The sequence below is a fragment of the Clostridium sp. Marseille-P299 genome, from assembly GCF_900078195.1.
Taxonomy (GTDB): Bacteria; Bacillota; Clostridia; order Lachnospirales; family Lachnospiraceae; genus Lachnoclostridium.
In genome coordinates this window covers 1,178,519-1,202,391 of the sequence record NZ_FJVE01000007.1, presented here as the reverse complement: position 1 = coordinate 1,202,391, position 23,873 = coordinate 1,178,519, and the positions used below count along the sequence as shown (strand labels likewise).

The window sequence follows — 23,873 nt, the reverse complement described above, 5'->3', positions numbered from 1 at the left end:
CTTTTTTTATTGATATTGTCATTCAAAAGTGAAGTATAAATATAGAAAAAAGGTTTCTTCTTTGCTTTAATGTAGTAATCATAACGAATACCGCAAAGTAGAAACCTTTTCTTTTATATTAACCTTTAATGTAATTGCATTTTAAAACAATATAAATTTTATTCTTCATCATACGTATCTAAGAAATGATGACGTTCTCCATCCTTTTGATACGCAATAACTGTATTTAAATTAACATTATACACGCTCTTAAAGATATTCATTTCAATTGCTTCATTGGTCTGTCTAAATTTCTTAATAAGGCTCTTCATCTCCTGTCTCTTAGAACCGCCGCCACCATTATCACATAATGTGCAGTTTTCAGTGAAACGACAAGCACATTGAATGAATTGTAAATCATGGTAATCTTTCCAAGCAATGATATCTGCTTCTTTGATTAAATACATTGGACGGATTAACTCCATTCCTTCATGATTTGTGCTCTTTAATTTTGGCATCATTGTCTGGATTTGAGCTCCATATAACATACTCATTAAGATTGTTTCAATAACATCATCAAAGTGATGTCCAAGTGCAATTTTATTACAGCCAAGGGATTGTGCATGCTTATATAGATATCCTCTACGCATTCTTGCACATAAATAACATGGACTCTCATCGATATCTGCAACGATATCAAATATTTCTGTGTTAAATATATGAATTGGTATATTTAATAATTTTGCATTGTTAATGATTGTTTGACGGTTAATATCATTATAACCTGGGTCCATTACAACGAATTCAAGGTCAAAGTGAATACGACCATGACGCTGTAATTCTTGCATACACTTAGCAAGTAACATTGAATCCTTACCGCCAGAGATACATACTGCAATCTTATCCCCTTCTTTGATCAAATCATATTCTTTCACACCTTGTGTGAATTTTCTCCAAATTGGTTTTCTATATTTCTTTATAATACTTCTTTCAATTTCTTCATAACGTTCCATACTGTTACCTCTATTTTAAAATCTCGCGAAACCATATTCGTTTATGTTTCGCATCTATTGTTTCGTAAGTTGTTCATAACAAACATTAAAAATTTGCAGGAATTCTTTCATTTCTTCCATTGTGGTTACATGGCTTAAACTAATTCGAAAAGATGATAAGGCTCTTTTTCTATCTTTCGTAATCGCATAGACTGGTCTTGATGGTGTATTAACTACCGAACAAGCTGACTTTATTGAAACACATACACCATGCTTTTCTAATTCTTCTTTAAACAAAGTAGCTTTCACACCTTTTACACCAAGGTTTAAGATATAAGGTGAACTACCTTTTGGACTATTGATTTGAACCAATGGTAATTTCTTTAACTCTTCCATCAAATAGTTTTTACAATCCGTAACATAGGAAAATCTCTGTTCGTATTGTTCATTTGCAAGAGATAATGCTTTTAATAGTGCCATGGCCTGTGATAATACTGGTGTTCCACTTCGATAAATTGTTGTACTTGCACCACCATGAATCAGTGGCTCTAATACAATACCTTCTTTTTTAATCAATACTCCAGTACCATTTAGTCCAAAGAATTTATGTGGTGTAAAGGTTAATAAATCAACACCTTCTAAATTTACAGGTATTTTACCCACTGCTTGGGTGGCATCGGTATGAAAAAAACAGTTTGGATATTCTGAAACGATTTTAGCAATCTCTTCAATTGGTTGAATTACTCCTAATTCACTATCCACGTAACCAATACTAACTAATACGGTATCTTTTCTCATTAACTCTTTTAAATGCTCTAAATCAACCGTTCCATCCGGTAAAATATTAACTAAATCTATTTCATAAGAGTGACTTTGTAAATAGGTTAAACTACCGCTCACCGATGAATGCTCTAAACATGTTGAAATGATATGCTTTCCATTTTCACGATAACTTCTAGCAATTCCTTTGATTGCTAAGTTATTAGCTTCACTTGCTCCTGATGTATATATGATCTGATCATTTAGTGGACTATCCGTTTTTAGTCCCATTACAGTAGCAATCTCTTTTGTTACTTCATTCATTTTCTCATGTGCTTCTTTCCCTAACGGATGCGTTGAATTAGGATTTGCGATATACGTAGTTGTTGCTGAGACAAACTCATCAAGAACGAGCGCATCCACCGGAGTATTTGCTGCATAATCAAGATAAATCATTGTAACCTCCTTCTTGCGCAGGCTTTATAAGAACTTTAACTTTTAAGTCTTAATAAGAACTTAAAGGCTTTATAAGAACTTAAAGTTTTTTAAGGCTTTATAGACATAAATTTTATGGATGAAAATATTTTGGTATCATCCTATTAACTCCATTGTGTACATTATAAGAACGCACCTTAAATACCCATGTATGAAAGATACGTTCTAGATAAGAAGAGGGGCAACCCCTCGTATTATTATGTTTAATCCCTATCATTTTAGTATGTTATATACTATCACTTCTTTAATAAAATGTCAATGAACTCTATTGTTAGTTTGTTTTTTTACGATTTACGATTTAAGTGACTTATAGGCTTTTTAATTAACTAAATTTATACGCATATGAAATTTTAAAAAAGTTCGATTCTTGTGGATAATTTAATGGAAATCTGAAATGACTTGTCCATTGAAAAAATCTGAAGTTTTTGAATTGTTTTATATATAAAAATATTGCTATCAATTCTGCCTACCTTTTTGAGTACAAAAAGAATTAAGAAACAGTTGCAAACAAAATACTTATCTATATGTATTTTGTTTGCAACTGTCTAAATAATTTACTTATCTATACAATATTAAATAAAGCATTTACTAGCAACCAATTCTGTCTAAAAAATCGCATAAGTTGCCAATATCCCACACCACGGAAACCATATTCAGGTATTAATTTTAGTTTTGCTAAAATACTTCTTACATCCTCAAACCATACAATATGTTCTACTCCTTCTCTATTGTATGTGAAAAACGGAGATTGCGCTACCTCATCATATTGAATTACCGCATTGTTAGCCGCTGCTATTTGTATTGCTTCTACATTACCTATACTTCTAGCGGCTGTTACTCCCTTTTCAAATGGTAATGGCCAATCATAACCATAGTTTGGAATTCCCATATCTATTTTTTCAGGAGGTATTGCTGTTACGGCATAATCAAGTACTTCTCTAACTTTATTAATTGGTGCTACTGCCATGGGTGGTCCATATGTATACCCCCACTCATACGTCATTAAAAGCACGCTATTTGCAATTTCACCAAGTAGCGCATAATCCACACCTTCATATAATAATCCTGGTTGATCTGCAGAAACTTTAGGTGCAAGGGCAACAGAAACCGTATATCCTTCTGCATTCATGCGTGTCGTTAAATTACGAATAAATCCAGCGTAAGGCTCACGGTCTTCTGCACGTATAAATTCAAAATCAACATCAACACCAGTATAGCCTTTTTCACGAACTGTAACGAGTAAATTATTAATGAGGTTTTCTTGGACCACTGGGTCCGTTGAAACAACATGAACTAATTCATTATTAAATGAACCATAAACAGAAAAAGGAGTTAATACTAAAATTGGATTCACTCTCATTTCTAATGTTTGTGCAATTAGTGCTTCATCATCAATTGGGATTAGTTCTCCCTCCATAGTAAACCCGTATGAAAAAATGGATAAAGAAGTTAAATAAGGCAAAGTTTCAGTAAGTACGTAATTTTCAACAAAAGGATATACATAACCATTCGTCTCCATCGTACCGATAACCTCATCCTCGTATCTAATAATAATGTTTTGCCCTGGTAATAATGTACTCTCCCCTACTAGATAAGGATTATTACGTATTAAATCAAGGGTTGTTACCCCATACTCATTTGCAATAGTATAAAGCGTATCCCCTGCTTCTACTTGATGTGTTATCTCTGGATAAAGGATTAAGAGTGCTTGACCAACCACTAGCTTAGTTATATCCACTATTTGATTATCAAATATCAGTCGTTCAATACCAACCCCATACTGTTGTGCTATAGTAGCTACCGTTTCATTTGGTTGTACTACATGAATATCCATACTTATATACCGTTTTTATTTATCATATGGCAACTATGGATAAAAGATTCTATCATTTCCTAAATTTTATATAATAATTCGCCCACAAAAGACCTTTTCTTGTTTAATGCTTTTATTTCCTCTCATTTTAAAAAACAGAAAGAATCATGCATCTAGTCAAAGCATGACTCTTTCTGTTCCCTATAACCCACTACGCTATCAACAATTCCTATGATTTGTTAATACCTAACTTATCACTGGATTACTATTTGAGATTATTCCCACTGTTTCCATACATCTGGCTGATAACCAATTGTTGCTTTTTTCCCATTTCTAACAATAGGCGTTTTAAATAATTTTGGATGTTCTAATAATTTTTCTTCTTTATCCTCATCTGAAATAAATTTCATAAAACAATTCTCATATTCTTTTGACTTTTCATCAATGAGAGGTAAAAACCCACCTACCGCTTGTTTTACATTTGTATATTCGCCTTTGCTCATACCATAGGTAGCTACATCAATAAATTGGTATTTCACTCCTCTTTCTTTAAAATAACGTTCTGCTTTTTTTGTATCAAAACATTTTGACTTTCCAAATATCTGTATATTCAAACTGTTATCTCCCTTCAATTAATGTCTCTAGTTTTTTATAATCTTCAATTTTTATCCCACCGCGAAATAAAGATATCATATTTTCTGACTGAAAGTATTTAAGCATTCTAGAAACTACTTCTCTCGCACTGCCTAAATGTTTTGCTATTTCCTCATGTGTTATACGAATTGTATCACTTTCTTCTATTCTGCTTTGTTCTATTATAAATAATGCTAACCTGTTATCAAAATTTCTAAATAATATTTGTTCCATTAACCACATGACATCTGAAAACCTTGAAGTTATTAATTGGTTTGTAAAATTAGATATTGTTACAGATTCATTCAAAAGCTTTTTATAAACTGCTGTTGGGATAACATATGTTTTAGTATCCTTTTCCGCTTCAATATGAACTTCAAACTGAATATTATTAAAGATACAGGATGCGGAAAGTAGGCAGATATCTCGTTCAAACAAACGGTAAAGTGTAATCTCTTTTCCCTGTTCTGAAATCATATAAATACGTAACTGTCCTTCTTTTATAATATATAGCCCTGTACAGTCCATAAAACCACGGTGGAGCATTTTCCCCTTTTCAAAGGTTTCTTCTTTTAGCTCATGACTAAGTGTCTCTTGCTCTTTATCAGAAAGCTGATTCCAAATTGGTAAAATATCATTTAAATAACCTTCTATATCGATATGAATCTCCTCACTTTCAAACTGATAATAGGCGTGTATGATACGCCATCCCCCTAAGTTCCTTTCCATATGTTGGTTACTGTCATATTAGGCAGAATGATTCCGTAACTTTATCACAGAAACATTTGCCTTAAATGCATATAATGTATCATAAATGAACGTTCCCTTAGGAGGTATGATTAATGTCAATATTAACATTAACAAAGCATAATTTTAAGAGTGAAGTTTTATCTTCAAAAGTTCCAGTTTTAATAGATTTTTGGGCACCATGGTGCGGCCCTTGCCGTATGATTGCTCCACTGGTTGAAGAAATCTCAAAAGAAAAAGGAGAAGAAATAAAAGTAGGCAAAATAAACATTGATGAGCATCCAGATCTTGCTCAAATGTTTAAAGTAATGAGCATTCCAACACTTATTGTAGTGAATGAAGGAAAAGTAACTGCAAGCTCCGTTGGACTTAAGCCAAAGGAATCTATCTTAGAATTATTAAATGCTTAAAAACATAACCATAACAATTATACATCTAATGGGGTGTTGGGATTTTCAATCAGCACCCCTTTTGAGTGTTATATCATTGTTACGTATGCATCAAACTGAGTAAGGCGGCTTATACCAAGCCTTGTTACCTACTCAGAGTTATATGTGATTAATAACTGAATCCTACCTAGTATTATAAAGACCTAGCTCTATAATCAGTTGACGATATTTATCTGATACAAGATGTCCTTCGCCGTTATTCATGTATTGAATGGCTGTCTTTAAAATATCTGGTCTAACCCAATCTGGAAGTTGTTTCTTTGACTCAAGACTCATAGCTCTTTGTTGCAACTCACTACCTTGCTTTTCTAATTCCTTTAGCCTTATTGACTCACGATATTTTTGATACCGAATGGCTTCCCTTTCTTTCGCCTCTCTTAATTCTCTTTCTTGCCTTATTCTGGCCTCTCTTAACTCTCTTTGTTCTTTTAACTGTCGCTCTCTTACTTCTCTTAGTTCTCTCTCTAACTTTTTAATACGATCCTCTAATTGTTTCTGAAATTCATTACATTCTTCTTCAAAATCACAATTAAAATTGCCCTCTTGATCCATCTTTAGTTCTTGTATTTTATATTCCTTACTAAATATCTCAATTCTTCTACTTCCATTGATAGCATATTCAAAGCTCTTTTTAAAAAGAAGTGTTTCCTTAAAAACATTAAGAAACAATGCATAATTCATTGATTTATGTATCAAATCTTGATACCAGGATAATTGTTTTTCATCCTTGTCTAATTCATTTGCAAGTACGAAGATGGAGATTATATTTTGCTCTTTATAATAGGACTCTCTTATTTTATATTGTTCTACCGAAAGAGTTTGTCGACGATACTCAAAAGCAATATCCCTTCCATTTGGTTGAATCACATAAAGAGTTGAATATAAACCATTTCGTAATTTATATCTTGCATGTATCTCATGATTTGGAAAACTCTCTTTTAAAAGTAGATAAAGTAAGCGTTTTGCTTTCCTAGATTCTTCTGATTCTATTGTATTCCCGTAAGAACATTCCTTTTTATCATAATGCGCAAAGTATGGCTCAACAATTTGTCCAGCCGCAAGTCTTACTTTAGCGCCGCATTCTGGACATAGTAGTTTTTTATCATGTGCAAGTTCTTTCCATGAAATCACAAGGTCATTATCATAATAACCTAGATTATCTTTTAGCTCAAATACACACAATTCCTTACCATCAAACAAACAGTCTTCCATATGAAAATATCACTGCTCCTTATTCATCCAATCGTCTTAAATAGCACTACTTACTAGCTAATATCATAACATATTTTTAATAAGGCGCATACTATATTTTGAACAAACATTGAATCTCCTATAAGACAAAGCACTTATGATTTTATTTCTTATAATGAAAAAAAGATGCCATCTCACAGACAACTTTCATACAGTGTTTTTCATGGATGAAACATGAACACCTATAAAATATTGTATGTAAGACAGCACCTCATAAACTCAAACAACTAACTTTATGCAGCTATGCCTTGTTTCGTTTCTTTGCGTTTTGTAATAAACTTTCTCCAAGATACCCATAAGGTACCAGCGATACAGATGGTTGAATAGCATCCCGTAATCAAACCAAATAACATTGGTAATGAGAATACTACAATTGACTGTATTCCATAGAGATAAGAGAAAATAAATACTAATAATATACACACAACCGTTGCTAAGGAAGTATTAATTGAACGTCCTATTGTCTGCGTAACACTATTATTTAATAATTCTACCAAAGATAATTTCTCATTCTTTTGATTTTCTCTGATACGGTCATAAATAACAATGGTATCATTAATGGAATAACCTATAATGGTTAAGGTTACCGCGACGAAAGCATCATTTAGCGGAATACCAAACACCGCAAATACAAATAGTACAATTGCGTTATCATGAATAAGGGCGATTAACGCCATAATACCTGCGGAAATTCCTGATATGGTTGAGAAACGAATTGCTACGTATACCACAATAAATACAGATGCAAGTATAATCGCCTTTGCTGAATTCATTAAAGCTTGTCTACCAATATAAGGCTCTACAATGTAAGATTCCGATAATTCCATACTTACATCTGGATTAACTTTTGCTAATTCATCTGCTAATATGGTTTGATCCTCTGGAGACAAGCCTTCATTTCCTGCAAGTGTAACTACCATCTTTTGTTCTTTGGTAATCAAATCCGTTGTTACTTGGATGGATGCAGGGCGGTTTAATGCCTCAGTTGCCGCTTGTTCACTCTTTGTAATATCTACTTCACCAGTGTAGCTATATTTTAACATTGCTCCACCGACAAAACTTGTATCAAGATTAACTCCCTTAAAGATACAAATTAAAATACCACCAATAATTAGAACACAAGAAATTATATATGGTATATATCTCTTTTCATAAAAGTGAATTGTCTTCTTCTCTTTTTTAATTCTGAAATATTTCTCATCATATAACTTTCGAAAGCCTAAAATACTATTTAAAAGCTTCTTTGTAATAGCAACTACTAAAAAGTTAAGTATAACACCTGTTAATAAGGAATATCCAAAACTTAGCATTGTACCAGAACCAAATATCATTAATATAATAGCAACAATACCAGTTGTCATATTACCATCAAAAACGGAACTGAATGCATTTTGATATCCTTCTTTTATTGCCGAACGTATACTCTTTCCTTTATTTAATTCTTCACCGATACGTTCAGAAATAATGATGTTCGCATCCACTGCCATTCCAAGAGAAAGGATTAAACCAGCAATACCTGGCAATGTAAGTGTAAATTGAGGTACAGATAACAACAGCAATTGACAAGCCGTCTGAAATACCAAGGCAATACAAGTAATAGCACCTGGTAATTTATAATAAAACATCATGAATAAGCATATGAAAATAAAAGCAATTACTCCTGCTTTTATCATGACATTCAAAGCCCCGCTTCCCAAGCTTGGACTGATTGTACTATGATTGGTGGTTTTCATGGAAAATGGTAGAGCACCTGCATTAATTTTCGTTGACAAATCTTTTGCTTCATCCATGGTACCAATTCCTTCTATTACGGATTGACCATTTTTGATTACTGCAGATACTTGAGCAGTAAATATTTTTTCTTCATCCATATAGATACTCATTGGTTTGTTTAGTAATTCTTTTGTTACGTTTGCAAATATCTTACTACCTTCGCTATCAAACTCTAAAGTAACCATTGGTGCATTGGTCTGAGGATTTCTTCTGACCTCACTATTTTTAACGTAAGAACCATCAATCATTACATTACCGTTTGAATCACGGAACGTAAGTTTTGCCGTCTCACCAAGTTCAGCGATTGCTTTTTCTGGATTAAAATCTGTTTCATCCGACTTCCAAGGAAATCGAACGATGATAGTTCCATCTTCATTATCGCTTGTTACTTCACGATCTAATATGTTATTTGCATCAAGACGTGTTTCTATAATACTTTTTGCTGATTCTAATTCTGCTTCTGTTGGTTTTCTATCTAAATCTACTGGCTCATAAACAGCCTCTACACCACCACGGATATCGATACCAAAACGCATGTTATTGGCACCTTTTATACTGCCCAATCCAAATATTGAAACAAAGGCAAGCATTATTACAAGTATAGTTCCTATAAAAAATGGTCTAACTTCTTTATTCACAATGAAATCCCCCGTTTATTTTATTATATTATTTTGTTTTTAATTAAATATAATAAGGGGACCACGTTTCTTACCATCCCGTTTATGTATATAAGTAATTACTAATTCAATAAGAAATGATAAGCAAAAAACATTACTCGTAAACCATTTTCGTACCATATGAAATATATAGTAAAAACTTGTTGTGAAAACAGCCGGCATAAAGACTACTCTTACGAAACCATCATCATCGTTATTGGAAGAATGTAATCGATTCTCCGTAATCCGATCGGTTATTACAAAGCTATGGGAGGCATTCCGTACATTTAATTCATATACTATGATATTTTTCGTGAACTTTTGTGTGCTTGCAAACAGATATCCATCGATACTGGATGCATTCTCATCTATATTGGATGTGTTCCCATATTCATTGATATATTGCTGCATGACTAATATATTTTCTTCATTCTCATTAAAAGATATATCATTCATACAAAAGGTCACAAAGGTCATGACAAAAAGAATGATAATAAAGGATGTTATAACTTTTACTTTTAAAGATTTGTATCGATTCATTATCTTCTTCCTGCCCTTTCATTCAGTTTAATTACTACGCTTCCGATTCTGGCATACGATATCCAATTCCTACTTCTGTAAAAATATACATAGGCTCAGCTGGATTTTTTTCAAATTTTCTTCGGATATTTGCCATATTTACTCTTAAAATCTTATTATCCTCACCATTTTGAAATCCCCATATATGATGAATAATATGAGAATGTGTTAAAACTTTCCCTGCATTTTCAGCAAGTAAAGTTACAATTTTATATTCATTTTGCGTTAGATGTATGTAATTACCATCTAACTGAATGCTATGCTTTTCAAAATCTATAACTAGCCCGCGATGGCGATATGGTCTTTGATTTACCTTGATGTGATTTTTACGTATACTGTGTCTAACCTCTGTTCGCATCCTAGCAAGCAGTTCATTCGTACCAAAGGGTTTGCTTAAATAATCATCCGCGCCTAAATCAAGAGCTTTTACTTTCTCTTCTTCTTTTCCTCTCGCTGATATCACGATAATTGGTAGGTCAGAGGTTTTACGGACCATTTCTAAAATCTTAGTTCCATCCATATCTGGAAGACCTAAATCCAGTAAAATCATATCTGGTACCTGTTTTTTTATTTGCTGAATTGCCTCTGTACCAGTCATTGCCGTTCTCGTTATGTACCCATTATTCGTTAAAATCGTTGATAGGAAATTACAAATCGATTTTTCGTCCTCAATAATTAAAACACTCCACTCTTTCATACGAATCACTCCATTCAAAATGATTTTTTTCATTCATGTCATCTATTCTTCTATTGGCAAATAAAATGTAAATACAGCTCCTCCATCTTTAGCATTCTGCGCTGTTATCTCACCTTTATGAGCCTTTATAATAGAATGACAAATCGTTAATCCAATCCCCATTCCTCGCTTGTTATCTGTATCATCATTAAAATCCATGGTGCTATGGAACATGCTTTTCAGTAATTTATCACTAAGTCCAATCCCATGATCTCTTACTTCAAAGGATACTTGGTTATCTAATTTACTCACAGTAATCATAACATTACCATTATCCTTTGAATATTTAATTGAATTTTCTATTAAATTAAATAAAACTTGTTCTATTAACGTAAACTCCATTGGCAGCAAAATAATTTCATCCGGAACTAAAATCTTTAATTTCGCTTCTGGATAGCTGCTCTTGATACGCGAACAAGCCTCAGACACCACTTCTTCTACTAATTCTTCTGTCTTAGTTAAAATCTGATTTGTATCACTAATTTTAGTTATTGCTAGTAGATTCTCTACCATATGAATCAGCCAATTGCAATCCTCTTTAATACTTGTAGCCATACGATTAATCACCGCTTTATCCATTGTATTCATACCTAAAATTGCTGAAGCAGAACCTGAAATTGTAGTTAATGGTGTTCTCAAATCATGAGAAATAGCACGAAGTAGGTTGCTTCTAATTAGTTCTCGTTCGGTAGCAAGTATTATATGATGTTGATTTTGTGCCATTTCTTTTGCTATTTTCTCATTTTCATATGCTACAAAAGCCTTTTCCCTTAGTTTCTTCACATAATTGCTTAAAATAATTGAAATTAGTAACATAATAATAATTGTGAATGGCTCACATTTTATTTTTAAATATAACGCCTGCATTATAAAACTTATGCTTGCAATAATTCCATAAGTATATCCCTTTGTTTTTAAACAAATAATTACGATTGCAAATATGTAAAGAGCTATAACATTATTATCACTTACCTCTAAATAATTAGAGATTACTGCAATTAAGGTGCTTATAAGGTAAATGCTAATAGCAAAAAAGGTATCTTTGAAAGAAATCTCTAGTTTTTTGATATTCCCACCACACCTTTCCAAACAATAAAATAAAGTATTGCACACAAGCGTGCGATACCACATTTTGCTTTCATTATACCACATAATATACAGAAAAATAGAAAATTCGTAAAATTAGGCATATATATCTATTTTCGTTTCTCTTAATGTCTTAATAAGATTTTATCAAAATGTTTACTTAAATACAATATATTAATGGTTTCCTTAATTTTAATTATGATGTGTCAAAATTCGACATTACGAATATATTATATTAGAGAGCAATATTTACTCTCTAGCATCTGTAGAAAGGAGCAACATTTGTCATACAGTAACCTGAATTCCAGGTAAAACAACATCTCTCACATTACTCTCATATTATAAAGGGGATTATTCACCATATCTTACGTGAAAATCCCCTTTTGTCGTGCATGTTTTCTTGTTAATAAGTGGATACTAAGGTATGATTAAAAAAGGAGGTGATGTTATGACTAATTCAAGTAAAATACCCAATAGATTAATTGATGAAAAATCTCCGTATTTATTGCAACATGCATATAATCCAGTAAAATGGTATCCATGGGGCAACGAAGCTTTTCAGAAAGCAAAGGCTGAAAATAAGCCTATTTTTTTATCTATTGGGTATAGCTGAATTGGTATTATCTAAGTACTTGCCACTGGTGCCACGTTATGGAACGTGAATCCTTTGAAGATGAAGAAGTCGCTGCTCTTTTAAATAATACTTTTGTTTCCATTAAAGTAGACCGTGAAGAAAGACCCGACATCGATGCTGTTTACATGGCTGTATGTCAGGCAATGCATGGACATGGTGGTTGGCCTCTTACAATTCTTATGACTGCAGATCAATTACCTTTTTATTCGGGCACTTATCTACCTAAGAATACGAGAAATGGATTATTAGGATTAATGGAACTTATCCAAAGAGTTTCTGAAGTATGGAGGACTGATAAAACGCAGTTATTGAGTTTTGGAAACGATATGTTACGTTATTTACAGCAAAAGGAGGTCATTAATAACGAAGCTCCAACAGAGGATTTACTTCATGAAGCCGTAACAATGTTTAAACATTCCTATGACCCTATTTACGGTGGATTTTCATCAGCTCCAAAATTTCCAACTCCCCATAATCTCTTATTTCTTTTACGTTATTCACAAATGCACGAAAACAATCAAGTCCTTCCGATGGTTGAAAACACATTGAAGAAAATGTATCAAGGGGGTATTTTTGACCATATTGGAGGTGGATTTTCAAGATATTCCACTGATAATGCATGGCTTGTACCTCATTTTGAAAAAATGCTGTATGATAATGCCCTTTTACTATACACCTATGTTGAATGCTATCAAAAAACCAATGAACCTTTGTACCAGTATATTGGTGAACGTATTATAAAATACATCCTTGCAGAATTAACAGATAAGCAAGGTGGTTTTTATTGTGGTCAAGATGCGGACAGCGAAGGAATTGAGGGTAAATACTATGTGTTTACACCAGAAGAAATTATGAAGGTGTTAGGAAAACAAGATGCGAACTATTTTAATGAACAATTCGATATTACAGAGGAAGGTAATTTTGAAGGAAAAAGTATTCCGAACTTGTTAAAAAACTCAAATCCTTTTCTATATACCTTTGATGACATTTTTCAAATCCTTTATGATTATCGATTGAAACGAACTAAGTTGCACAAAGATGATAAAATATTAACATCATGGAACGGTCTTATGATTGCTGCCCTTGCTAAAGCTGCTCGCATTTGGCATGATGAAAGATGCCTTTTAGCAGCAAAAAAAGCGGATTCTTTTATTAAAACAAAACTTACAACTAGGAAGGGTACTCTTTATGTGCGATATCGTGATAACGAGTCTGCTGGCGAAGGTAAAATAGATGATTATGCCTTTTATGCTTGGGCTTTATTAGAACTTTATGAAAGTACATTTGATATTTCCTATTTAGAGGATTGTATTAAAATTGTAAATAACATTATTACTAATTTTTTTGATGAAAAAGATGGAGGATGTTATTTATATTCAAAGGAAGGTGAAGTATTAATACAACGTCCAAAGGAAGTATATGACGGTGCAATTCCTTCTGGAAACTCAGTATTTGCATTAGTTTTAACACAGCTTTATCGAATCAGTGGTGAGCCAAAATGGAATGATATTAATACAAAACAACTTGCTTTCTTAACTGGGCATATCAAAGATTATCCAGCCGCATATAGTTTCTCCTTAATTGCAATACAACATGTTTTAGCACCTTCTAAGGAATTGATTTGTGTAACGAAAGATATAAAAGATGCAGAGCCTCTCATTTGTTTCCTGTCTGAAATCTACCAACCAAATTTAACGGTTATTATTAAAACACAGGAGAATGCTGATAAATTAAAAACAATTGCCCCTTATACAAACGACTATCCCATTCCAGATGAAGGGATTGTTTATTATCTTTGTCAAAATAATGCCTGCTCTGCTCCAATGAATAGTATGAAAGAATTACGTGCAATATTATTATCTTAGGTTGATAATTAAACAATTAATACATCTGCGTTTCAAAAAGAACTTGACAACGATTACTTTCTTTACTATATTATTTTTGTAGTATTATGCTAATTTTGAAATTATTTTTAGCTAATATCAAATATAATATGTAAAAACTACTAACTAACATGCAAAAAAACTTCGCTGATGCGAAGTTTTTTTATCGGTCAACCATTTACTATTTTATCTTCCTTTTCCTCAGACATTTCAAGCGCTTCTATCCTACTGCGTGTTTCTCTTATCATACAATATTGAACCAAATCAAAGTGCTTTTCAATTCTTCCAAATGTTCGAAAACCAAAATGTTCGTAAAAAGAGACATTATGCTTATTATGTGTCTCTAGCGATACCATCAAGTCATTTTCATCTGCATAATCAAGAACCGTCTGAATTAATTTTCTTGATATACCATGATGTTGCATTGTTGGCGAAACCGCTAAATATATAATATGCAACCTATCATCTTCGTTCAGTTTATCTGTCCATTTAGAATTCAAATAATTTCTGCCAACGGAGAAATTCCATAATGTCTTTAAGGATGGATCTTCTTTTATAAGATAATGATCTGTCTTTAACTCTGCAACAATCTCATCCCAAAAATACTTAATTACATTATAAGGTTCTGATTCATCGGATACTACAATAATGCCATTCAATTCTTTACTATCTGCATAAATTTCACAACTGTTAAAAAGTTCTTCTAAATCACATTTAAATAATTCAGGTAACAACTTTTTTCTTGTTTCTTCATTGGGTATAAACTTACAATACAATGGATCATTGAGAAAACATCTAGTTAATAATTCTTCTAATTTTTTAATATCCTTTTTCTCTACTTGGTACAACCTATCGGTTTCCAAAAAACCACTCTCTTTTCTTAGTTTGTTATTAGCATTAAAGTTATAACCATCCGCTTGAATCTACCATGAACAAAAGCAGTTCATGGTCTTGTTGCTCCAATCGCCATTCTCAAGCAAGCTTGGAATGGCTCATTCCGCTTTCATTATATCATTATTTTTTTTAGTTGCAACTATTATTTTGACGATTTGGGATGGGATTTTTTCGATATTTTGTGCACATTGTTAGGGATTAAAAAAAGTCATTTCCTTTGATTTTTATATATTTAAATCATATTGTTTATATTCTTTTTTTACTATTAGATGTAACGATACTTGTCCACTTGCTAAGACAGGTCCTAAGACCTGCTTACTCACTTTGTGGGAAATAGGATGCATTTATTGATTCACTGGTGATAAACATGTATGGATAGTTTAAATTTTCTCTTACTTTAAACATTATTCTACCTAATGCGTTATAATAGTCCTCTCCAGAAGGAGATTGTGCTGAATTACGAATTGCCTGAACGATAAAACATGTTTCAGTTTCTTTACAATCCACACATGCTAAAGAGCGCTCGTCAATAATTGCATTAACATATGTGCCCGACATTTGAAATTCTTCACGTATTGCGAAACTCCATACCAAAGTTACATACTCCTTATTTGGCGGTACTTTCCCAACAAAAGCAATAATGATTTCATATTTTTCTGTAGCTTCCATGAAAAACCTCTTTTTACTTTATCATATGACATTTCAAACAATGTGTTATTGATTATAAATACAAAAGATAGTTTCGCAAAATAAAAAGAAGAGATGATTTCAACTTACATCCCTTCCAAACAAAAGTACATATTTTAATTATTTATAGATACAACACAATTCAATCTAAAATAGGCTTAACACCATAATATTCTACATAAGCAATGCTACTATAACTCCTAAAATGCCACCAACTAGTACTTGTAATGGCGTATGTCCAACAAGTTCTTTTAATTTTACAACTGGTTCAACCTTTTGATCTGTAAGAAGTTCAAATAGTTGATTAATCGCCTCTGCTTGTTTTCCAGTTTCCAATCGCACTCCTCTAGCATCATACATCACTATGATTGCGAAAACTCCTGCAATGGCAAACTCAAAAGAAGAAGTGCCATATTGTAAAATAGTTGCGGTAACTAATGCACAAACAGTCGCAGAATGAGAACTAGGCATACCACCTGATCCTACAAACCGCTCCAGCTTAAATTCACGGTTTATAATGGCATAAATGATTACCTTTAATACTTGTGCAGTTAACCAGCCCATTACAGCACTCATAAAAATTTTATTATTTATTAAACCCTCCAATAGTTCCAAGTCAAATACCTCCTGTCTGTCTCGCTTACTTAGATATTAAGTACTCACATTAATAAATATTAATGCTTATGTAAGATAAGCATGTAGAATTAATAACCTCTTGCGGACCCACACTCATAAATCTTTGTATCCACATGGGATGCTTCTATTGTTTAAACTGCTTTAAAATCCAATAAAGTTTATAATTTTTCTTCTTTCCTTTTGCCCAGTTCATTTGATAAAGTTCAAATGCATTAAAAAATGGAATCGTTTCGACATAACCTCTATTTTATGATTTAATACGACATTTTTCATAGCGATAATAGATATCATATTCTCCATTAATCTTTTTGTGCTATCAAAGACATATCTATAGATATTAATCTATGGTAATCACAAAATAAAACTTATGTTTCTTCTAATGCAATTACCATTACAAGTATTTTATCTATTTTAGCGCAAGAAAAAACAAAAACAACAGAATTACTTTTCCAAGTATATTATAACAAACACATAAAAGCAAGCCATGATTATATAAAACGAAAGGGAATTGAATAATAAAATTTAATCTAAAGAAGGCCATGATAAACAATGAAAAATTGCTACCATGGCAAGTTATTACGACATCTACAAAATGAGATATTTTAAATTTATAAATGCTATGATTCTTTTTTCGTAAGTAATATTCCGGCTACAATGGCTGTAAAAGGTGCTACCGTAACAAGACCAAAACTTCCGACAATCGTATGTAGAATTTCAGCAGCAACATATTTATAATTAAGAATATGTAAGGTAGGAGTACCTTGAGCCATAAACACCATTAGAAGTGCAATATAGCCACCAGAATAAGCAAAAAGTAACGTTGTCGTCATTGTTCCCATAGCAGCTCTTCCAACATTCATCCCTGATTTTATTGCTTCTTTTTTGCTTATCTCTGGACAATTTGCGACTACTTCATAAATTGCACTTGTAATATCTACTGCCAAATCCATCATAGCTCCTGATGATCCTATAAATATACTTGCCATAAATATTTGTGTTAAATTAAGATGTGCAAAGCCACTATATAAAAGACTCTCAGAATATGACATCACTGCTCCATGAATTTTAAAAACATCTGTAAATAATATCCCCAAGATGCAAGTTACTAATACCCCTAGAATCGACCCTAGCGTTGCCGCTGCTGTTCTTTTATCAAATCCATATACCAAAGATATGATAACAATAATTAAAAATACTGTCAGCATCAAGCCAATATAAATTGGATTATTTCCATTTAAGCACCACGGAACCAGAACTTTCCAAATACAAAGTACTGTTAAAACAAAGGATAAAACCGCACGAAGCCCAGTTCTTCCTGCAAATAAAACTAAAAACAACACAAAAATTCCAGCCAATATAAGCTCAACATTAATTCGATAATGATCCACCATATTTACATATAAAATATCTTCTCCCTGATAATCCACGGTGGCTAACGCAATATCGCCAACTTGAAATAATTTATCCGACTCTAAAGACCCCTGTAACTGATTCGTCCCCCATACTGTTTTCCCTTTAAATTTTCCATTCAGCAACTTTACCTTGCACTCTTGTTCTCCAGAACGTACTAGCCCCGTATCAATAATTGAATCATTATCTACCCGCAATACTTCTACTCTACAATGGTCACTTGTTCTGTAATTTTGTGCTTCTTCATATCCCGTTGGTAAGAAAAGTAATATAAAAATCAGCACAAGACAAACAAATAAGGGGCTCTCTTTTTTTAATTCTTCTCTCCATTGGATCGGAGTGGCTTTTATTTTAAATATTCGTTGAATAAATTTCTTCATATTCTACATGCTCCATTTACTTAAAATGAAGAGGTTATTGCTTAGGTTCACAACAACCTCTTCTTTCTTCTTAATATTTTCTTGACATCTTCTTTAATATCTTCCAAATATCTTATTGATATCTACTTTGATATCTTACTTTAACATCTTATATTGATATCTTATTTTGACATCCCACTTTAAACTAGTGCTTACTATTTAACCCCAGTAAGTGTAGCAAGTTTTTTAAATATTTCAGTATTATCATAATATCCATTGAATAATTCTGCACCTGCTCCATTCGCCAAAACTGCTACAGGAAGGCCCGTATGAGCATATGAACTAAAGTTCACACCAGACTTATTGTTTAAAATATGTGTAATTGTCACTGTCAGTGGCTCATAAGTACCATAAAGAACATACTCTTCTTGGTCACTTACATTACTTGTAGTTTTGCCCATTGTCTTATTATAGGCAGCTTCTAGCCGTTTTAATTCATAATCCGTAAGCACAAGTTTTGGACTTTTTTCTGCATCTGCATCCTCTTTTGTTATTAATCCAAATAGTTTTTTAACATCCTTTAATACATCTGCAAATGAAGTCTTTTCCTCTTTATACTTACTTACATAATCACTGTCATATTTCGCATATGAAATTTTTTGATTATCAAGGTTTGTAAGGAATGTATCATAATTTGTTCCTGCAAATCCAATGGTAAGCCCACCTGTTTCATGGTCACCAGTTACAATAATTAATGTTTCATCCTTATGTTCTTCATAAAAGGCAATCGCCTCATCCACCGCATCTGCAAGGGCAACTGTATCCTGTATTGTTGAACCAGCATCATTTGCATGACATGCCCAGTCGATTTTACCACCTTCAACCATCATGAAAAATCCAGTTTCATTGTCAAGCATTTCAATTCCCTTTTTAACATAATCGGATAATGCCAATTCATTGTTCTTACGATCAATCTCGTAAGATAGAGACCCGCTATCTGCAATCTTTTCTCCAATTACAATTGCTTTTCCATCAGAAGCCTTAAGATTCTTAACACCAGTATTGGTTGTTACTACTTTATATCCAGCTTTATAGGCAAGATCATAAATATTACCCTTCTCACCATCTGGCTTTAGAAATTCTCCACCAGCAAAATAATCAAAATTACTATTTACTAGTTCAAGTGCCAATTCATAGTAGTTTCCACGACTTGCTTGATGACCATAAAAAGCGGCAGGTGTTGCATGATTTAGATTTACACTTGTAATAATTCCGATTTTATATCCTAACTGTTTCTTTAATTTTTCAGTAATCGTCTCGTAAGCAATGGTCTTTTCTTCATTCATATTTATAACACCACTGTAAGTTTTATGGCCCGTTGAAAGTGATGTCGCTGTGGATGCTGAGTCTGGACAAAATGAACTGGAATCATAAGTTACTGCAGAACCTGCTGCCTCAAAATTCATAAAATTAAGTGCTTCATTCCCGGTAAGCACTTTGCTATTTTTACTTTGTTTCATAGCTCCCAAATAATCAGATGTTATCTGTATTTGCGGATAGCTCATACCATCGCCTATAAATAAAAATATGTATTTTGGTGTTTTTGTGTTTCCTACGATTGCCGTTGTATTAGTTGTATTGGCTGCATTTACTGGAACTGCATTGTTTTTATTTTGGAACCCAAATGCTCCTATGATAACTGTTACAATTAATAACACTCCTGGTATAATAAAGTCATAGCAAAAAGCTATGCTAATTCTATTAAAATCTATATCTTAAGTTGGAGAAGGAGTTCTTCCTTTATATCATTCATTCCAACTATTGATACGTGTATAAAGTTTCTTTTTTCTTGTATAGGTATACAGTTCCTCGACTTTTCTTAAAGCATAAGGTATCATATTTTCTTGGATAGGTAGATAGACGTTCACCTCCTAGGGAGCTGCCTTTCTTGCAGTGATACCCGTAACTTTAGACAGTCATTCCATTCAATGAAGATTTATGTTTTAGCTGGTTGGGAGCTCTATAAGCCATACCCGTATCACCTCGCCAGGTTGTGTACTCATTGTTATTTATGGAAACCTATAAGGATTTTAGTCCGCTATGAAAGGAACTTTACATCATGAACAAACATAATTATCTTTCCGTAGGCATTGATGTTGGCTCTGCTTTTAGCTTTATGTCCATCGTTGATCCTCAGGAACGTGTGATTTTAAAACCTTTTAAAATCATTCATAACAACCCAGATTCCCTTGCTCGTGCTGTTTTAGCAATAAAAAAAGCAGAAGAGTCGAACTCCATGAAATCTCGCACATTTCTGGAATCCACCGGAATCTATCATTTTCCGCTCTTCTGCCACCTGAAAGAATCAGGATTTGAGGTTTTTGTAATTAACCCTCTTATCACACATTCTATCAAAAATATGGGCATTCGAAAAGTAAAAAATGATAAACTTGATTCCATTAGCATCGCAAAGCTTGGTTTGAAGCCTGATTTAAAGACTTCTCTTATGCCAACAGAGCTTGTTTTGGAACTTCGTTCGCTTACACGTCATTACTACCATTTGATGGACGAACGTGCTTCTCACGTAACTGCAATCAAAACTGCATTACACACTGTTTTTCCACAATATCTGGATATTTTCAGCGATATTATCGGAACTACCTCTAAGATGATTCTTAGACAGTATCCAACACCTGATAAAATCCTACGTGGTCACAGAAAAACAATGATTGAGAAGATATCGAATGCGTCTAGAAAAGGACTTGCCAAAGCTACTGAACGTTATGAAAAACTCGTTCACGCTGCAATCTGTGCCCAATCTTTTGGGTGTAGATTAGATAGCGAATACTTTAACATTCAACTAAAACTTGACCTAATTGAATGCCTAGATGCAAGTATTTCAAAAACAATGGAACGAATCCAACTTCTGTTAGAAGAGAATGCAACTCATACCTTTGTAAATCAGATACGATTGCTTGATACCATTCCTGGTGTTGGTTTATTAACTGCTGTCACAATCATGTGCGAACTAGGTGATTTTTCAGCATTTAGCTCTCCGAAGCAACTATTTGCGTATTTTGGCATGGATCCAAATGTCAATGAGTCTGGTAAATTCAAAGCGATCGAAGTTCATATGTCCAAGCGTGGATCACGTATTGCACGACGTGCAATCTTTGCTGTTGCTTTAGCTTGCATTCGTACGAAACGTAATGGTGAGGCATTAAATCCTTATCTTTATGAGTACTACAATAAAAAGAAAGAATCCAAGCCAAAGATGGTGGCACTTGGTGCAATCATGCACAAAGTTACTAATATCATCTTTGCTGTCTTGCGAAATAGCTCAGCATTCGAATTACGTTCGCCTGAAGAGCATCGGCTTTCTTATAGACAACAGCCTATTCATATGGCTGCATAAACATTCAACAACTCTTGAAATAAGTGTACTACAGCAAAATCGATTCACGATTTTGTTTATTAAATGCACCCTTTTTTAGAAAAACAACTACCAAACGACAAAGTAACTATTTTTCCATAAAACCATTGACTTTAACTAGCTGGTCTATGATACGTTTTACTGTTTTCGTCATTTTTTACTTCCCAACCTTTCTAGATTTCATTAAACTTATCCCCTTCATAGTTCATTTCCATGTAACTTGGACATATTTCTTTAAAAATTCTACCCTATTACACCTCCTGTTTTTTTATACAACTTTACAATAGCAAAGACTTGTAAAATCAAAAATCAGTCCATGGTAAAATATTAGTAAAAATGAAATAACACAATAAAAAAGGCATGTCAGAAAACTTTAATTTACAGAGTTTTCTTAATATACCTTTTCTATTTTAGGTTCTATAATATTTCTCAGGGTATGTGAAAAAATTGATATGATTCCCTTATTGTAGACATATATAGTTGGATACGTAATTATAAAGGATTAGGCAAGGACGGGCTAATTAATAAATCTATTAACTCTATATATCCTATTTCTTTAAAGCTCCATGCGGTAACAGATTATCTTGAGAGAATTTTCTCACAAGCAGATATATGCATAAAATATAGCATACGAGGAAAATATCAGAATAAAGTTCTTAAAGCGAAAAACCGTAGAAAACAGATGGAGATAGATTTATTAAAAAACTCAACGAAATAGAAAGGAGGCGTTCTTAAGCCAGGTTAGATATGAAACCATATATCTTTCAATACAGGCATTAAATAATACAAAAGCATATCCTATATCAGAAATGTGTGATCTCATGGGAATACAACGTTCTTCTTATTATAAATGGATTTACCCATGTGACTGAAATAAAGTATGGTTTAGGTCGCAAAGTTTATCTCAGTGCAATTCTTGATTTCAGTGATAAAAGTATTGTATCCTTTGTTCCTGGAAACTCAAACAATAATGCATTAGCATTTAAAACATTTAACATTGCTTACCAAGAATATCCTGGTACAACCCCCCTTTTCCATAGTGACAGAGGTTATCAGTATACATCAAAGAGTTGTAAGAAGAAACTGAATGATGCAAGAATTGTTCAAATCATGTCACTAGTATCCCGCTGCATTATCAGAAGAGGCTTAACTGTATGACGCCAGTGGGATACAGGGAACATCTGACAAAACAGGTGGCATGAAAATACTGCCAACCGTTATAAATGATTGATAGTATTAAACTTTTATATTTCACCTGTCTACTTGACAGGGTGCACTTCAAATTAATTCACTACTACAATAATTAATTAATTAATAATAAAAAATCCTCCAGTGCCATAAATCGTAGTGAACAACACTGAGTAAAGTATTTCGTATGTGATATGTTTACGACCTTATGTTGAATTGGGCTCGTCGCTTTTTTCCTAACGCTCAAGTAATTATCGATAGATATCACTTCGTTCGCCAAGTTACATGGTCATCTAAAATGTACGTAAAAGTCTATAAAAAAGTATGACAGCCACAATGAGGAAATACTATGAACGCAGTCATTGTCTAATATTAGCAAGGTATAATCAATTAAAGGATAAGGATAAAAAGGCATGTGACATTATGCTTCTTTACAATGATGCTTTAAGAAAAGCGTATATGCTTAAAGAATGGCTTTATGATATTTGTCAAAATATAACTCAATCCAAAGAACTGAGTTTTATGAATAGATTCGCAATGCTGAAGGACCAGGTATTTAAGAGTTTGAAAAGTGCGCTGTTACATATCGGCATTGGTCACAAGAAATATTAAATACTTTTAAATACGGACTTTCAATCGAACCTACAGGGGGCTTTAATAACAAAATCAAAGTTCTCAAACGTACCTCATATGGTATTCGTAACTTTGAACGTTTACGTACCCGTATTTTACCTTCTTCTAACTAAATAAGGTTTATTTATCACGCCCAGAAACAGATGTATAAGAACTAATACATAAAAT

The 23,873-nt window shown here is 33.0% G+C and carries 20 protein-coding genes; 5 read left to right on the top strand and 15 right to left on the bottom strand.

Annotated elements, in window-relative coordinates; genetic code table 11:
* Positions 1 to 158 precede the first annotated feature (158 nt).
* The 5 genes from BN4220_RS13215 to BN4220_RS13195 all read right to left on the bottom strand — a co-directional run bounded on the left by BN4220_RS13215 (position 159) and on the right by BN4220_RS13195 (position 5,400).
* Entirely contained in the window at positions 159 to 992 is an 834-nt protein-coding gene (locus BN4220_RS13215) for a tRNA 2-thiocytidine biosynthesis TtcA family protein (RefSeq protein WP_066717154.1), read from the bottom strand.
* A gap of 54 nt (positions 993 to 1,046) precedes the next feature.
* Positions 1,047 to 2,186: a cysteine desulfurase family protein gene (locus BN4220_RS13210; RefSeq protein WP_066717152.1), complete on the bottom strand. Its 1,140-nt coding sequence runs from the start codon at positions 2,184 to 2,186 to the stop codon at positions 1,047 to 1,049.
* Between the two features lie 601 nt (positions 2,187 to 2,787).
* Positions 2,788 to 4,059: a glycosyl hydrolase family 18 protein gene (locus BN4220_RS13205; protein WP_066717150.1), complete on the bottom strand. Its 1,272-nt coding sequence runs from the start codon at positions 4,057 to 4,059 to the stop codon at positions 2,788 to 2,790.
* A gap of 254 nt (positions 4,060 to 4,313) precedes the next feature.
* Positions 4,314 to 4,652, bottom strand: a complete 339-nt coding sequence (locus tag BN4220_RS13200; protein ID WP_066717147.1) for an arsenate reductase family protein — start codon at positions 4,650 to 4,652, stop codon at positions 4,314 to 4,316.
* A 4-nt stretch (positions 4,653 to 4,656) separates the two neighbouring features.
* Entirely contained in the window at positions 4,657 to 5,400 is a 744-nt protein-coding gene (locus BN4220_RS13195; protein WP_082812306.1) for a Crp/Fnr family transcriptional regulator, read from the bottom strand.
* A 113-nt stretch (positions 5,401 to 5,513) separates the two neighbouring features.
* Here BN4220_RS13195 and trxA point away from each other — a divergent pair, with 113 nt between their 5' ends.
* Positions 5,514 to 5,828: a thioredoxin gene (gene trxA, locus BN4220_RS13190; protein WP_066717143.1), complete on the top strand. Its 315-nt coding sequence runs from the start codon at positions 5,514 to 5,516 to the stop codon at positions 5,826 to 5,828.
* A 162-nt stretch (positions 5,829 to 5,990) separates the two neighbouring features.
* On the opposite strand, the gene BN4220_RS13185 is transcribed toward trxA, so the two are convergent.
* The 5 genes from BN4220_RS13185 to BN4220_RS13165 form a co-directional block, all read right to left on the bottom strand.
* Positions 5,991 to 7,079, bottom strand: a complete 1,089-nt coding sequence (locus BN4220_RS13185) for a competence protein CoiA family protein (RefSeq protein ID WP_066717139.1) — start codon at positions 7,077 to 7,079, stop codon at positions 5,991 to 5,993.
* Between the two features lie 272 nt (positions 7,080 to 7,351).
* A complete protein-coding gene (gene secD / locus BN4220_RS13180; RefSeq protein ID WP_347477097.1) occupies positions 7,352 to 9,529 on the bottom strand; it encodes a protein translocase subunit SecD in 2,178 nt (725 codons plus the stop codon).
* A gap of 39 nt (positions 9,530 to 9,568) precedes the next feature.
* Positions 9,569 to 10,087, bottom strand: a complete 519-nt coding sequence (locus BN4220_RS13175) for a hypothetical protein (protein ID WP_066717130.1) — start codon at positions 10,085 to 10,087, stop codon at positions 9,569 to 9,571.
* 34 nt (positions 10,088 to 10,121) lie between these two features.
* The gene (locus BN4220_RS13170; RefSeq protein WP_347477096.1) at positions 10,122 to 10,856 is read right to left on the bottom strand and encodes a response regulator transcription factor; all 735 of its coding nucleotides are present in this window, start codon (positions 10,854 to 10,856) and stop codon (positions 10,122 to 10,124) included.
* 9 nt (positions 10,857 to 10,865) lie between these two features.
* A complete protein-coding gene (locus tag BN4220_RS13165) occupies positions 10,866 to 11,993 on the bottom strand; it encodes a sensor histidine kinase (protein WP_066717126.1) in 1,128 nt (375 codons plus the stop codon).
* Positions 11,994 to 12,396: 403 nt separating this feature from the next.
* On the opposite strand from BN4220_RS13165, the gene BN4220_RS19880 reads away from it, so the two are divergent.
* Together BN4220_RS19880 and BN4220_RS13160 are read left to right on the top strand one after the other, a co-directional pair.
* The gene (locus tag BN4220_RS19880; RefSeq protein ID WP_082812304.1) at positions 12,397 to 12,561 is read left to right on the top strand and encodes a DUF255 domain-containing protein; all 165 of its coding nucleotides are present in this window, start codon (positions 12,397 to 12,399) and stop codon (positions 12,559 to 12,561) included.
* A gap of 38 nt (positions 12,562 to 12,599) precedes the next feature.
* Positions 12,600 to 14,447 (top strand): thioredoxin domain-containing protein, encoded by a 1,848-nt coding sequence (locus BN4220_RS13160; RefSeq protein WP_066717122.1) that lies wholly within the window; start codon positions 12,600 to 12,602, stop codon positions 14,445 to 14,447.
* Between the two features lie 188 nt (positions 14,448 to 14,635).
* On the opposite strand, the gene BN4220_RS13155 is transcribed toward BN4220_RS13160, so the two are convergent.
* The 5 genes from BN4220_RS13155 to BN4220_RS13135 form a co-directional block, all read right to left on the bottom strand.
* A complete protein-coding gene (locus tag BN4220_RS13155) occupies positions 14,636 to 15,328 on the bottom strand; it encodes a GNAT family N-acetyltransferase (RefSeq protein ID WP_066717119.1) in 693 nt (230 codons plus the stop codon).
* Between the two features lie 346 nt (positions 15,329 to 15,674).
* Positions 15,675 to 16,028 carry a hypothetical protein gene (locus tag BN4220_RS13150; RefSeq protein WP_066717116.1) on the bottom strand — a complete coding sequence of 118 codons (354 nt, stop codon included), beginning with the start codon at positions 16,026 to 16,028 and terminating at the stop codon, positions 15,675 to 15,677.
* Positions 16,029 to 16,220: 192 nt separating this feature from the next.
* On the bottom strand, positions 16,221 to 16,661 hold the full coding sequence (locus BN4220_RS13145) for a divergent PAP2 family protein (protein ID WP_066717113.1): 441 nt from the start codon (positions 16,659 to 16,661) through the stop codon (positions 16,221 to 16,223).
* A gap of 638 nt (positions 16,662 to 17,299) precedes the next feature.
* A complete protein-coding gene (locus BN4220_RS13140; RefSeq protein WP_082812303.1) occupies positions 17,300 to 18,472 on the bottom strand; it encodes a YibE/F family protein in 1,173 nt (390 codons plus the stop codon).
* A 194-nt stretch (positions 18,473 to 18,666) separates the two neighbouring features.
* Positions 18,667 to 20,169, bottom strand: coding sequence for an alkaline phosphatase (locus BN4220_RS13135; RefSeq protein WP_242867795.1), 1,503 nt, complete (start codon positions 20,167 to 20,169; stop codon positions 18,667 to 18,669).
* A 401-nt stretch (positions 20,170 to 20,570) separates the two neighbouring features.
* Here BN4220_RS13135 and BN4220_RS13130 point away from each other — a divergent pair, with 401 nt between their 5' ends.
* Both BN4220_RS13130 and BN4220_RS13125 read left to right on the top strand, forming a co-directional pair.
* Positions 20,571 to 21,866 carry an IS110 family transposase gene (locus tag BN4220_RS13130; RefSeq protein WP_066717105.1) on the top strand — a complete coding sequence of 432 codons (1,296 nt, stop codon included), beginning with the start codon at positions 20,571 to 20,573 and terminating at the stop codon, positions 21,864 to 21,866.
* Positions 21,867 to 22,748: 882 nt separating this feature from the next.
* Positions 22,749 to 23,042, top strand: a complete 294-nt coding sequence (locus tag BN4220_RS13125) for an IS3 family transposase (protein WP_066717102.1) — start codon at positions 22,749 to 22,751, stop codon at positions 23,040 to 23,042.
* The last annotated feature ends 831 nt before the right edge of the window (positions 23,043 to 23,873 follow it).

Bases quoted from the DNA above. Each gene is read 5' to 3' on its own strand.
- BN4220_RS13170 (WP_347477096.1), bottom strand. From the start codon at position 10,856: ATGAAAAAAATCATTTTGAATGGAGTGATTCGTATGAAAGAGTGGAGT.
- BN4220_RS13150 (WP_066717116.1), bottom strand. From the start codon at position 16,028: ATGGAAGCTACAGAAAAATATGAAATCATTATTGCTTTTGTTGGGAAA.
- BN4220_RS19880 (WP_082812304.1), top strand. From the start codon at position 12,397: ATGACTAATTCAAGTAAAATACCCAATAGATTAATTGATGAAAAATCT.
- BN4220_RS13215 (WP_066717154.1), bottom strand. From the start codon at position 992: ATGGAACGTTATGAAGAAATTGAAAGAAGTATTATAAAGAAATATAGA.
- BN4220_RS13210 (WP_066717152.1), bottom strand. From the start codon at position 2,186: ATGATTTATCTTGATTATGCAGCAAATACTCCGGTGGATGCGCTCGTT.
- BN4220_RS13175 (WP_066717130.1), bottom strand. From the start codon at position 10,087: ATGAATCGATACAAATCTTTAAAAGTAAAAGTTATAACATCCTTTATT.
- BN4220_RS13140 (WP_082812303.1), bottom strand. From the start codon at position 18,472: ATGAAGAAATTTATTCAACGAATATTTAAAATAAAAGCCACTCCGATC.
- BN4220_RS13195 (WP_082812306.1), bottom strand. From the start codon at position 5,400: ATGGAAAGGAACTTAGGGGGATGGCGTATCATACACGCCTATTATCAG.
- BN4220_RS13165 (WP_066717126.1), bottom strand. From the start codon at position 11,993: ATGTGGTATCGCACGCTTGTGTGCAATACTTTATTTTATTGTTTGGAA.
- BN4220_RS13160 (WP_066717122.1), top strand. From the start codon at position 12,600: ATGGAACGTGAATCCTTTGAAGATGAAGAAGTCGCTGCTCTTTTAAAT.
- BN4220_RS13130 (WP_066717105.1), top strand. From the start codon at position 20,571: ATGAACAAACATAATTATCTTTCCGTAGGCATTGATGTTGGCTCTGCT.
- BN4220_RS13185 (WP_066717139.1), bottom strand. From the start codon at position 7,079: ATGGAAGACTGTTTGTTTGATGGTAAGGAATTGTGTGTATTTGAGCTA.
- BN4220_RS13205 (WP_066717150.1), bottom strand. From the start codon at position 4,059: ATGGATATTCATGTAGTACAACCAAATGAAACGGTAGCTACTATAGCA.
- trxA (WP_066717143.1), top strand. From the start codon at position 5,514: ATGTCAATATTAACATTAACAAAGCATAATTTTAAGAGTGAAGTTTTA.